We start from the raw sequence: 11,561 nt of genomic DNA on the forward strand, positions 1-11,561 counted from the left end.
GTCAAAAACCTGACCAACTCGTCAATTGCGCTCTCTTCGCCGATCTAACTGTCGAAATCCGACCATGGCCAGCGAAAGGAGCAACATCATGGCGAAGCCTGCTTCGCTGATGAAACTGTAGATTGTCCGGGCCCGTGGAGCGGGCAACCGAGCGTCGATTACGCCCGATTTCCCGAGTCCCAACTCAGCGCCTGGAACGATCCGGCCCTGGGCGTCGATGACCGCCGAGACGCCGGTGGGCGTCGCCCGAACGATCGGCAGGCCGCTCTCGATGGCGCGATAGCTCGCGATGTTCAGGTGCTGCCAGGGGCCGCTGGTCGCGCCGAACCAGGCGTCGTTGGAGACGTTCAGCAGCCACTGCGGCCGCGCTCCGGCGCGGGCCGCGGCGTTTTCGGCGAAGCGCGGGAACAGCGCCTCGTAGCAGATCAGCGGCTGCAGCGGCGGCAGGCCCTGCGGCGAGATCGGCTTGGGCGGCGGGCCGGCGGTGAAGTCCTCCGGCATGTGGACCAGGCTGCGGATGCCGAGCTTGGTCGCCAAGTCGCCGAAGGGCAGGAACTCGCCGAAGGGCACCAGCCGATGCTTGTCGTAGACGCCGGTCACCTTGAGGCCGCCGGGCAGGCCGCGCAGGGCCACCAGGCTGTTGAAGTAGTCGGCCTGACCCTGGGCGTCGAACTGCACCCGGTTGGCGCCGAGCAGCAGCGTCTGGCCCGGCGCCACCGCCTGGGCGAAGCGGCCGAGATAGGGGCTGCCGGGCGCCAGAAGGTCGTCGATGACAGCGGGCAGCGCGCCCTCAGGCCAGACGATGATCTGCGGGACCGGATCGCCGGGACGGCCGCCGGAAAGCTCCACATAGGAATCGACGATGGCGTCGAGGTTTTCCGGCTTCCACTTGTCCTTCTGGTCGATATCGGCCTGGACGATGCGGACCAGCGGCGCGTCCGCCCGGGCCGGCGGGGCGCCGGCGAGCCGCGCCATCCCGAAGGCGACCATACCGGCCAGCGTCAGGATCGCCAGCGCCGGGCCGGCGAAACGCCGGCGCGGCGAGCCGGCGTCCAGCACCAGGGCGAAGCTGGCGGCGAGCGCCACCGTCAGCCAGCTGAGCCCGTAGGGGCCGATCACCGAAGCGAACTGCGACACCGCCCCGCCTGCGGGCCAGCTCTCGCCCGGGAGGTTCCAGGGGAAACCGGTGAATATGTGCGAACGGACCCATTCGAGCAGGGCCAGGGCCCCGGCGAAGACCAGCATCCGGGCAGGGCCCCGCACGTCGGCGAGCCGGTAGGCCAGCGCCGCCAGACCCCAGAACAAGGCGAGTCCCCCGGCCATCAGCAGCAGCGCGAAGGGCGCCATCCAGCCATGAGCGGCGGCGTCCACCAGGAACGCCTCGGTGATCCACCACACCCCGACCGCGAAGTAGCCGACCCCGGCCAGCCAGCCGCGGAAGAAGGCCGAGCGCCGCGGGCGCGGACCCGTCGTCTCCGCCATCCGCATCATCAGGGCGTAGCCGAGCAAGCCGGGCAGCAGGCCGAACGGCGGGTGGGCGAGCCCGGCCGCGACGCCGGCGGCGAGCGCCAGCAGCCGCGCGAGCCAGGGAGACGGCGTCTTCAGATCAGACCTCTTCGCCGGCGGGCGCCGTCATCGGCGCGAACCTCACCCGCTTCACACGCCGGGCGTCGGAATCAAGCACCTGGATTTCGAAGCCGGCCGGATGGGCGATGACCTCGCCGCGTTGCGGCACGCGGCCGGCCAGGGCCGAGACCAGGCCGCCGACCGTGTCGATTTCTTCGTCCAGTTCGCCAGGCGCCAGGTGCTCGCCGAGCGCAGCTTCCAGCTTTTCCAGCGGCGCGCGGGCGTCGACCTCGTAGACGCCGCCGGCGCGCGGCGTGATGGACGATACGGCCGCCTCGTCGTGCTCGTCGTCGATGTCGCCGACCACCGCCTCGACCAGGTCCTCCATGGTCACCAGGCCGTCGGTGCCGCCGAACTCGTCGATGACCATGGCCATGTGGGTGCGTTCGGCCTGCATGCGCAGCAGCAGGTCGGCGGCGCGCATCGAGCCGGGCACGTAGAGCGCGTCGCGGCGCAGCTTCTGGAGCACCAGATCGGAAGGGCCAGGCCGGCGGCCGCGGCCGGCCAGCAGCTTGAAGATATCCTTGACGTGGATCACCCCGACCGGATCGTCCAGCGTCTCGCGGTAGATCGGCATGCGGCTGTGTTCGGATTCCGCGAACAGCTCGACCACCTCGGCGAAGGGCGTGGAAAGCTCGACGGCGACGATGTCGACCCGGGGCGTCATCACGTCGGAGACCCGGAGGGTCTGGAACGCGGCCGCCTGCTCTACGAGGCCGTTAGATCCCGAGGTCGGGCCCGGCGGCGGCGCTTCGGCCCGGCCGGCGCGAAGTTTGCGAAAGAACGCCCGAATCCCCCTGCTTCGACTAGGGGGTTCGGGCGGACTGGATATCCCGTCCGAAGAGTTAGCCATGGTCTCCCTGCTCAGCCGCGTAGGGGTCTGGAACCCCGAGTCCGGCCAGGATGACGCGCTCTAGACCTTCCATGTGTTCGGCCTCGGCGTCGGTTTCGTGATCGTATCCTAAAAGATGCAGCACGCCATGCGCCACCAGATGCTGCAGGTGGTGGCCGAGCGGCTTACCCTGTTCGGTTGCTTCGCGCGCGCAGACGCCGAACGCCAGCGCGATGTCGCCCAGATGCCCTTCCGGATTTTCCGGGGCCGGGAAGGACAGGACGTTGGTCGCATAGTCCTTGCCGCGGAAGCGGTCGTTGAGGTCGCGCACGCTCTCGTCGTCGGTCAGCAGGATGGTCACGGCGTCGACGTCGAACTCTGCGTGGCGCAGGGCGGCGGCCGCGGCGGCCTCGACGAGATGCTGCGCCTGCGGCGCGGCGGCGACCCAGGCCTCGTCCTCGATCTCGATGTCGATCAAATCGCGCGCCCGCTCTTGGCGGCGTCGGCGTCGTAGGCGCGGACGATGCGTTCGACCATCGGGTGGCGCACGATATCCTGCGCCGTGAAGCGATTGACCCCGACGCCCTCGACGCCCTCCAGCAGGCCGACCGCGTGGGCGAGGCCGGAATCGGCGGCGTTGACCAGGTCGATCTGGCTGGGGTCGCCCGTCACCGCCATGCGTGAGCCTTCGCCGATACGGGTCAGAACCATCTTCATCTGCAGGCGGGTGGTGTTCTGCGCCTCGTCGATGATGATGAAGGCGTGGCTGAGCGTGCGCCCGCGCAGGAAGGCGATCGGCGCAACCTCGATCTCGCCCTTCTCGCGGCGGCGGCGCAGCTGCTCGGCCCCGAGGATGTCGGTCAGCGCCTCCCATACCGGCGCCATGTAGGGATCGACCTTTTCGTTCATGTCGCCCGGCAGAAAGCCGAGCCGCTCGCCCGCCTCCACCGCCGGGCGGCTGACGATCAGGCGGTCGACCTCGCCGCGCAGCAGGAGGCCCGCCCCGTGGGCGACGGCGAGGAAGGTCTTGCCGGTGCCGGCCGGGCCGAGACCGAACACCAGATCGCACTTGGTGAGGGCGTCGAGATAGCGCGCCTGGCCCGGAGTACGCGGCGCGACCTGGCCGCGCCGGCCGCTGGGCAGACCGCCGGCCGGCGCCTTGCCGGTTCCCGCGCGGGCATTGCCGATGGCGACCCGCACGTCGGCCTCGGTGACCTCGCGGCCGGAGTCGGCCTGGGCGGCCAGGGCGGAGACCGCCTGCTTGGCGCCGGCGCGCGACTTGGCGTCGCCGTCGATGGAGACCCCGCCGCCCGGCGTTTCCATCAGGACGTTGAAGGCGTCCTCGATCAGAGCCGCATGGCGGCTGGCGGGACCGGCCACCGCGCGGGCGGCCTCGTCCGAAAGCGGGATGTACTCAGGCCGGCTCACGCGGACTCCATCTCGAGGACGCCAGCCAGGCTCATCTTGTGGGCGGTCTCGATGCGGACCGGCACGATCTGGCCGATCAGGCGCTCGGGACCTTCGACATGGACGGCCTGGAGGTAGGGGCTGCGGCCGGATAGCTGGCCGGGATGGCGGCCGGGCTTTTCGAACAGCACCGGCAGCACCTTGCCGACCTGGGCGGCGTTGAAGGCGCGCTGCTGCTCGTCGATCAGGGCGTTGAGGCGCGCCAGGCGCTCGTCCTTGACCGCCTCCTCCACCTGGCCCGGGAGGGCGGCGGCCGGCGTGCCGGGACGGCGCGAATACTTGAAGGTGAAAGAGGCGGCGTAGCCTACCTCGCGCACCAGGCTGAGCGTCGCCTCGAAGTCGGCGTCGCGCTCGCCCGGGAAGCCGACGATGAAGTCGCCGGACATGGCGATGTCGGGCCGCGCGGCGCGAATCTTCTCGACCAAGCGCAGATAGCTCTCAGCCGTATGCGCGCGGTTCATCGCCTTGAGGATCTTGTCGGACCCGGCCTGCACCGGCAGATGCAGATACGGCATCAGCTGCGGCAGTTCGGCGTGGGCTTCGATCAGCGCATCGTCCATGTCGGCAGGGTGGCTGGTCGTGTAGCGGATGCGGTCCAGGCCCTCGATCTGCGCCAGCTGGCGAGCCAGTCCGGCAAGCCCGCCCTCGCCGGCATAGGCGTTGACGTTCTGGCCGAGCAGGGTGACCTCGCGCACGCCCTTGGCGGCGAGGTCGCGGGCCTCGGCCAGGATCGTTTCGACCGGTCGCGACCACTCGCCGCCGCGCGTGTATGGCACGACGCAGAAGGTGCAGAACTTATCGCAGCCTTCCTGCACGGTCAGGAACGCGGTGACGCCGTCCGGATTGCGCGCGACGGGCAAAGCGTCGAACTTTTCGTCGGCGGCGAAGTCGGCGGCGAGGCGCTCGCCGCGCGCGCGGTGCGCGCGGGCGATCAACTCGGGCAGCTGGTGATAGGCCTGCGGCCCGACGACCAGGTCGACGGCCGGCTGACGCAGCATGATCTGCTCGCCCTCTGCCTGGGCCACGCAGCCGGCTACGGCGATGGTCATCTTGCCGCCGGCCTGCGCGCGGGCCTGCTTCATCAGCTTGATCTGGCCGAGTTCGGAATAAACCTTCTCGGTGGCCTTCTCGCGGATATGGCAGGTGTTGAGGACGACGAGATCGGCGTCCTCCGGCGTCGAGGTCACGCCATAGCCCAGCGGCGCCAGCACGTCGGCCATGCGCTCGCTGTCATAGACGTTCATCTGACAGCCGTAGGTCTTGATGAAGAGGCGCTTGGTAGGCGCAGAACCGGTCATGCCGGCGTTATGGGGTTGCGAACGCCCCCGCGCAAGTTTTCCACCTGACGCAGGGGCGGCGCGGATCGCGACTCAATCGTCGAGCGGCATGCCGTAGAGTTCGAGCCGGTGATCGACCAGCTTGTAGCCAAGCTTGCGGGCGATGGCCTCCTGCAGGGCCTCGATCTCCTCGTCGACGAACTCGACCACCTTGCCGGTCTTCATGTCGATCAGGTGGTCGTGGTGGACCTCGGTGGCTTCCTCGTAGCGCGATCGGCCGTCGCGGAAGTCGTGGCGGGCGATGATGCCGGCTTCCTCGAACAGGCGCACCGTGCGGTACACGGTGGCGATCGAAATGTGCGGGTCGACCTCGTGCGCACGGCGGTACAGCTCTTCCACATCGGGGTGGTCATGTGCAGCCGACAGCACGCGCGCGATGACGCGGCGCTGTTCGGTCATACGCATGCCCTTCTCGACGCAGAGGCTTTCGATCCGATCCACGATAGTCTCCTCGGTATTCAACTCGCCGCAAGGATAGGGCGACTAAGTCGCGCGGCCAAGGTCGAGACGCATAACAACCGCGTCGGCCGATCCGGCGGCGCCGCGATCATAGTATCCCCGACGCAATCCGGCCCGCGCGAAGCCCGCCGCCTCATAAAGGCCGAGGGCCGGCAGGTTGTCGTGCGCGACCTCCAGAAACATGACGTCGGCCCCCGCCATGCGCGCCGCGCCGGCGGCGGCGTCGACGAGGGCGCGGGCCAGGCCGCGGCGGCGGGCGGCCGGGTCGACGGCCAGGGTCAGGATCTCGGCCTCGCCGGCGACCGCGCGACAGAGGATGAAGGCCAACGGGGATTCGTTCTCCACCAGCAGCGCGAATCCGCCGGGCCCGTCCAGCAGTTGGGCGATCTCGTCGGCCGACCAGGCGTGGTCGAAGGCGGCGGCGTGGAGCTGCGCCAGGGCCTGCGCCTCGTGCCCCCAGGCCCCGCGCAGCTTCATTCGGAAAGGCTCTTGCCGCCGGGCAGCTTGGCGTCCGGCGCGCGCAGATAGAGCGGGCGCGGCGGAACGGGGCTCCGGCTCGCGCCGAGTGCGGCGATCGCGGCGGGATCGGCATGGTCGACGGCGATCGCCTGGGCCGAAGGACGCATCTGCGCCAGCAGCGCCGCGCCGGTCCCGACCAGGATGTCGGGAGCGAGCTCGGCCACGCGAGCGGCGGCCGTCTCGATCGGCAGGGCGTCGGGGGCGCTGACCGCCGCGCCGTCGGCGAAGGCCTGCAGGTAGACCTGCCCTCGCTTGGCGTCGAGCACGGCGAACACCCGGCCCTTGTGCGGCTGGGCCAACGCCTCAAGCGAGCCGACGCCCACCGCGGGGATCGCCAGCGCCGCCGACAGCCCCTTGGCGAAGGCCAGGCCGACGCGCAGGCCGGTGAACGACCCGGGGCCGACAGTGACGGCGATGCGGTCGAGCTGATCGAAGCCGACGCCGCCGGCCTCGGCCATGACTTCAGCGACCAGCGGGGCCAGCCGCTCCTGGTGGCCGCGGCTCATAGGCTCGACACGGCCGGCCCGCACCGCGCCGTCCTGAACCACGGCGGCCGAGCAGGCGAACAGGCAGGTGTCGATCGCCAGGATCATCACGGCTGGGCCGGGCTCCAGCAGGACGCCAGGCGACGCAGGCTCGCGTCGACCCAGGCGGCCATGGGCGAGCCGCCCTCGCCGCGGACCTCCAGCTGCACCGGATAGGCCGAGGTCGCGAAACGGGCGTCCTCGGCCCACAGCAGGTAGCTGTCGGCGTTGGCCGACGCGGCGGCGGCCGGCGGCCTGAGCCCGACGCCGGGGACCTCGATGCGCGGGGCCGGCAGCTTTTCCAGCCCGGCCACGGCGGCGTTCAGTGCGGGGCAGCTCCGCGCCGCGGCCCAGCTGACGACGGCGTCCGCACCGTCGCGGGTCTCGACCCGGCGGGCGATGGTCTGGCCCTCACGGAGATAGAGCGAAACGCCAGTGACGCTGCGGTCGGCGCGGTAGACGGCGAAAGCGCCCCAAGGGCGCAGACCTTCGAGCCGTACGCCCTTGAGCACCGGCCAATCGTCTTCGCTGGCGGCGGCGGGCGCGGCCAGCACGCCGGCCCCGGCCAGCGCCAGGATCAAGCTTCGGATCGCCCCCACGCGATGCGCCCTACAGCGTCTGCTCGACGCGGGTGACCTCGGGCACATAGTGCTTGAGCATGTTCTCGACCCCGGCCTTGAGGGTGGCCGACGACGACGGACAGCCCGAGCAGGCGCCGCGCATGTGCAGCCAGACCACGCCGGTGTCGGCGTCGAAGCGGTTGAACAGGATGTCGCCGCCGTCCTGAGCCACGGCCGGACGAATGCGGGTGTCGAGCAGGTCCTTGATCTCGGCGACCACCTGGGCGGTCTCGCCTTCATAGGCCGTGTCGTCATGACCGCCGGCCTCGGCGGCGCTTTCGACGAACAGCGGCCGGCCGGAGGTGAAGTGGTCCATGATCGCCGCCAGCACCGGCGCCTTCAGGTGCGGCCAGTCATGGTGGGCGTCCTTGCCGACGGTGACGAAGTCGGCCCCGAAGAACACCCGCGTGACGCCCTCGATGTCGAACAGGTCGGCGGCGAGCGGCGAAACCTGGGCCTCGTCCATGTCCCGGAAATCGCGCGAGCCCTCGGCGAGGACCTCGCGACCGGGGAGGAACTTCAGAACCTCGGGGTTCGGCGTGGCTTCGGTCTGGATGAACATGCGCCAGATGTGGCGCTTTGGACGCGAAATCGCAAGTTTTCCCTCCCTCTCAGCACCATCGGTCGCCCCGGTTTCGCCAAAGGCTAAGACCGGGGGCCATTTCGCGTCGGAAGCGGTTGCTGCAGCGGGGCCGAGCCTCACACATCCCATCTGATGTCCTGGGTCCCGGTCTTGCCACGCAAACCGGGTTCACGCTCAGTTCTAGGCCAGATCGGCGATCTCATCATCGGTGAGGTCGCCGGGCACCACCGTGACCGGCAACTTGCGGGCTCCCCACTTCACCCCGTCCTTGGCGATCGACGAGACCAGCGGACCGGGGCCGCGGCCGCCGACCGAAGCGGCCAGCACCAGGATCTTGATGTCGGGATCTTCGGAGATGACCTTGCGCAGCGCCGCGCGGGTGCTTTCTGCGTTCACGATGATGAATTCGGGCGGCATGCCCGTTTCAGCGATGACGAACTCCGCCATCTTGTGCAGCACGGCCTCGGCCTCCTCACGCGCCTGCCGTTCGATCTCCTCGCGCACGCCGCTCCAGTGCTCGAACACGGCCGGCTCGATGACCCGGAGCAGCGCCACGTGGCCGGCGGTCGAGCGAGCGCGCCGGCAGGCGAAGCGCAGGGCGGCCTGAAACTCCGGACTGTCGTCGGCGATGACGAGGAACTTGCGTTGGCTCATGGCGCGGACGGTGACCCGGACTCGCGTATTCGGCAAGCACATCCCCGGCGTGTCATCCCGGTTTGCGAAGCAAGACCGGGACCCCTTCGCGCCGCGCTGGCGGGATGACACTTGAGGAAATGTCGGTCAGGCGCCCCAGAAACCGACGATCTTGCGGACTTCGGCCAGGGTCGGGGCGGCCGCAGCGCGGGCGCGCTCGGCGCCGTCCGCCAGGACGCGGTCGATCTCGGCCGGGTCGGCCATCAGGCGGCGCATTTCGTCGCCGACCGGTCCCAGCTTGGCGACCGCGAGATCGGCGAGCTTGGGCTTGAAGGCGCCGAAGCCCTGTCCGGCGAACTCGGCCAGCACCTGCGCCGAAGTGCGGCCGTCGAGGGCGGCGTAGATGCCGACCAGATTCTCGGCCTCCGGACGCGCCTTCAGCTCGTCGAGGGTTTCCGGCAGCGGCTCGGGATCGGTCTTCGCCTTGCGGACCTTCTGGGCGATGGCGTCCGCCTCGTCGAGCAGGTTGAGCCGCGAGTTGTCCGACGGATCGGACTTGCTCATCTTCGCCGAACCGTCGCGCAGCGACATGATCCGGGCGCCCGGCCCCTGGGTCAGGGCGTCGGGCAGCGGGAAGTAACCCGGGACCTCGAAGTCGTGGTTGAACTTCGCGGCGACATCGCGGGTCAGTTCGAGATGCTGGCGCTGGTCGTCGCCGACCGGCACCTGGGTCGCCTTGTAGAGCAGGATGTCGGCGGCCTGCAGCACCGGGTAGGTGTAGAGGCCGACGCTCGAGCGCTCCTTGTGCTTGCCCGACTTCTCCTTGAACTGGGTCATCCGGTCGAGCCAGCCGAGGCGGGCGACGCAGTTGAAGATCCAGGCCAGCTCGGCGTGCTGCGGCACGGCCGACTGCGGGAAGATCGTCGCGACCTTGGGATCCAGGCCCGAGGCGAGATAAGCGGCGGTGATCTCGCGCACCTGGCCTGCCAGCAGCTTCGGATCCTGCCAAACGGTGATGGCGTGCAGGTCGGCGACGAAGATGAAGGTCTCCACCTCGTGCTGCAGTCGAGCGAACTTCACCAGCGCGCCGAGATAGTTGCCAAGGTGCAGAGCGCCGGACGGCTGAACGCCGGACAGCACGCGTTGGGGACCGCTGTAGGCGGGGGGAGCTTGGTCAGTCATGGGATCGGCTTCCGAAGGGCGTAGACAGGCAGGCGCGCAGAATCGCGCCGGGAAAGGCGAGGATCAGGCGCTACGCCATCGCCACGTGTTTCGTCCGCTAGCCATGGTCCCAGCGAATAAGGCCTGGGGCGGCGGACCGCAAGCCCGTCAGAGGTCGGCCGAGACCGCAGCGTCGCCCGGACGTCGGCGCAAGGCGGCCTTGATCTCGCTGGGCGTGATTCCGCGGAAGGCCAGCAGCAGCAGGCCGTAGACCGCAACCCCGACGGCGGCGACGGCGAGCACCGCGATCTCCTTGGCCCCCAGCCCGACGACGTGGAAGCCGCGCAGCGGCGCCTCGAGCCAGGCCCGCTCGTGCGAGGCGAAGGCGAGCAGCGCGCCGAAGGCGGCGCTGGCCGCCACAATGCGGCCGATGCGGCTCCAGGCGGCCTTGGTCGGCGAATAGTCGCCCCGCTTGGCCAGCAGCAGCACCATCTGGGCGACGTTGATCCAGGCCGCCGCGCTGGTCGCCGCAGCGATGCCCTTAACCCCGATGACCTGGAACAGCGCCAGGCCGAGGACGATGTTCACCGCCACGGAGATCAGGCCAAAGCGCATCGGCGCCTTGGTGTCGGCCCTCGCAAAGAAGGCCGGCTGCAGCACGCGGGCGAGCACGAAGGCCGGCACGCCCCAGCCGTAGTTGAGGAGGATCCAGCCGGTCTGGCGGGCGTCTTCAACGGTGAAGGCGCCGCGGGTGAACAGGCCGTCGATCAGGAAGAACGGCATGGCGATCAGCGCCGCCGCCGCCGGGGCGGTCAGGGCCAGCGAGAAGATCACCGCCTGGTCGGTGGCGGCCTGGGCGTCGTCATGGTCCTTGGCCTGGATGGCGCTGGAGAGCCGCGGCAGCAGGGCCACGCTCACCGCCACCCCGATCAGGCCGAGCGGCAGCTGGTAGAGCCGGGCGGCGACCTCGGTCCAGGCGCGGCCGCCGGCCACCTGAGAGGCGAGGATGCCGGAGATGAAGATGTTGATCTGGACGGCGCTCGCGGCGATCGCGCCGGGCACCGCGAGCGCAATCAGCGCCTTGATTTCAGGCGTAAGCGACGGCCAACGCAGGCGGATATGGGCGCCGCACTTGCGCGCGCCCCACCACAGCAGGCCCGCCTGGAAGACGCCGGCGATCGGAATGGCGATGGAAGCGGCGTAGGCGGCCAGGATCGGATCGTCCTGCGGGATCACCGCGATCAGCATCACCAGGTTCAGAATGGTCGGAAAGACGCCGGTGATGATGAACCGGCGGTGGGCGTTGAGCACGCCCGACAGCAGCGCGCCGATCGCCATGCACGGCAGGTACGGCATGCTGATCTGGGTCAGCACGATCGCCAGCTTGAACTTGGCCGGATCCGAGGCGTAGCCTGGGTTGATCACGTACATCAGCCACGGCATGGCCAGTTGCGCGGCCAGGGTGATGGCGATGGTCGCCGCCGCCAACGTGGCGAGCGCGTCGGAGGCGATGCGGTCGGCCTCGGCCTGGCCCTCGCCGGTCAGGGTCTTGGTGTAGGACGGGATGAACGCCGAGGAGAACGCCCCCTCGGCGAAGATCCGCCGGAACAGGTTCGGGAAGGCCAGCGCCGTGTAGTAGGCGTCGGCGGCGATGGTCGCGCTGGCGCCCAGGCGCGCCGTCAACACCAGGTCCCGCGCAAGCCCCATGAACCGACTGATCAGGGTCAGGCCTGACAGCAGCAGGGATGAACGGATGAGTCCGCTCTTGGCGGCAGGAGTGGCGGCTGCGGTCACGGGGGT

Annotated in this window: 13 protein-coding genes; all 13 read right to left on the bottom strand. The window is 69.8% G+C overall.

Annotation, left to right across the window (positions count from 1 at the left end):
- Window positions 1–21 precede the first annotated feature (21 nt).
- Complete coding sequence (gene lnt / locus GGQ61_RS16795; RefSeq protein ID WP_183775662.1) at window positions 22–1,605, bottom strand: apolipoprotein N-acyltransferase; 1,584 nt, start codon at window positions 1,603–1,605, stop codon at window positions 22–24.
- Between the two features lies 1 nt (window position 1,606).
- The gene (locus GGQ61_RS16800) at window positions 1,607–2,479 is read right to left on the bottom strand and encodes a hemolysin family protein (RefSeq protein ID WP_183775344.1); all 873 of its coding nucleotides are present in this window, start codon (window positions 2,477–2,479) and stop codon (window positions 1,607–1,609) included.
- Window positions 2,472–2,936, bottom strand: a complete 465-nt coding sequence (ybeY, locus tag GGQ61_RS16805) for an rRNA maturation RNase YbeY (protein WP_221221083.1) — start codon at window positions 2,934–2,936, stop codon at window positions 2,472–2,474. The genes GGQ61_RS16800 and ybeY overlap by 8 nt, the downstream gene beginning before the upstream one ends.
- Window positions 2,933–3,886: a PhoH family protein gene (locus tag GGQ61_RS16810; RefSeq protein ID WP_183775346.1), complete on the bottom strand. Its 954-nt coding sequence runs from the start codon at window positions 3,884–3,886 to the stop codon at window positions 2,933–2,935. The genes ybeY and GGQ61_RS16810 overlap by 4 nt, the downstream gene beginning before the upstream one ends.
- Window positions 3,883–5,223 (bottom strand): tRNA (N6-isopentenyl adenosine(37)-C2)-methylthiotransferase MiaB, encoded by a 1,341-nt coding sequence (gene miaB, locus GGQ61_RS16815; protein ID WP_183775348.1) that lies wholly within the window; start codon window positions 5,221–5,223, stop codon window positions 3,883–3,885. The genes GGQ61_RS16810 and miaB overlap by 4 nt, the downstream gene beginning before the upstream one ends.
- Window positions 5,224–5,295: 72 nt before the next feature.
- Window positions 5,296–5,703, bottom strand: coding sequence for a transcriptional repressor (locus GGQ61_RS16820; protein ID WP_183775350.1), 408 nt, complete (start codon window positions 5,701–5,703; stop codon window positions 5,296–5,298).
- A 42-nt stretch (window positions 5,704–5,745) separates the two neighbouring features.
- Window positions 5,746–6,198, bottom strand: a complete 453-nt coding sequence (locus tag GGQ61_RS16825; protein ID WP_183775352.1) for a GNAT family N-acetyltransferase — start codon at window positions 6,196–6,198, stop codon at window positions 5,746–5,748.
- A complete protein-coding gene (tsaB, locus tag GGQ61_RS16830; protein ID WP_183775353.1) occupies window positions 6,195–6,833 on the bottom strand; it encodes a tRNA (adenosine(37)-N6)-threonylcarbamoyltransferase complex dimerization subunit type 1 TsaB in 639 nt (212 codons plus the stop codon). The genes GGQ61_RS16825 and tsaB overlap by 4 nt, the downstream gene beginning before the upstream one ends.
- Complete coding sequence (locus tag GGQ61_RS16835) at window positions 6,833–7,363, bottom strand: hypothetical protein (protein ID WP_183775356.1); 531 nt, start codon at window positions 7,361–7,363, stop codon at window positions 6,833–6,835. Before GGQ61_RS16835 ends, tsaB begins: the two co-directional genes overlap by 1 nt.
- A 10-nt stretch (window positions 7,364–7,373) precedes the next feature.
- Window positions 7,374–7,946, bottom strand: a complete 573-nt coding sequence (locus GGQ61_RS16840; RefSeq protein ID WP_183775358.1) for a NifU family protein — start codon at window positions 7,944–7,946, stop codon at window positions 7,374–7,376.
- A gap of 201 nt (window positions 7,947–8,147) precedes the next feature.
- Entirely contained in the window at window positions 8,148–8,657 is a 510-nt protein-coding gene (locus GGQ61_RS16845; RefSeq protein WP_246371000.1) for a universal stress protein, read from the bottom strand.
- Between the two features lie 90 nt (window positions 8,658–8,747).
- Entirely contained in the window at window positions 8,748–9,782 is a 1,035-nt protein-coding gene (gene trpS, locus GGQ61_RS16850) for a tryptophan--tRNA ligase (protein WP_183775360.1), read from the bottom strand.
- Window positions 9,783–9,929: 147 nt separating this feature from the next.
- On the bottom strand, window positions 9,930–11,555 hold the full coding sequence (gene murJ, locus GGQ61_RS16855) for a murein biosynthesis integral membrane protein MurJ (protein ID WP_343056164.1): 1,626 nt from the start codon (window positions 11,553–11,555) through the stop codon (window positions 9,930–9,932).
- Window positions 11,556–11,561: the final 6 nt, after the last annotated feature.

It is taken from the genome of Phenylobacterium haematophilum, assembly GCF_014196295.1.
In the GTDB taxonomy this organism is placed as follows: domain Bacteria; phylum Pseudomonadota; class Alphaproteobacteria; order Caulobacterales; family Caulobacteraceae; genus Phenylobacterium; species Phenylobacterium haematophilum.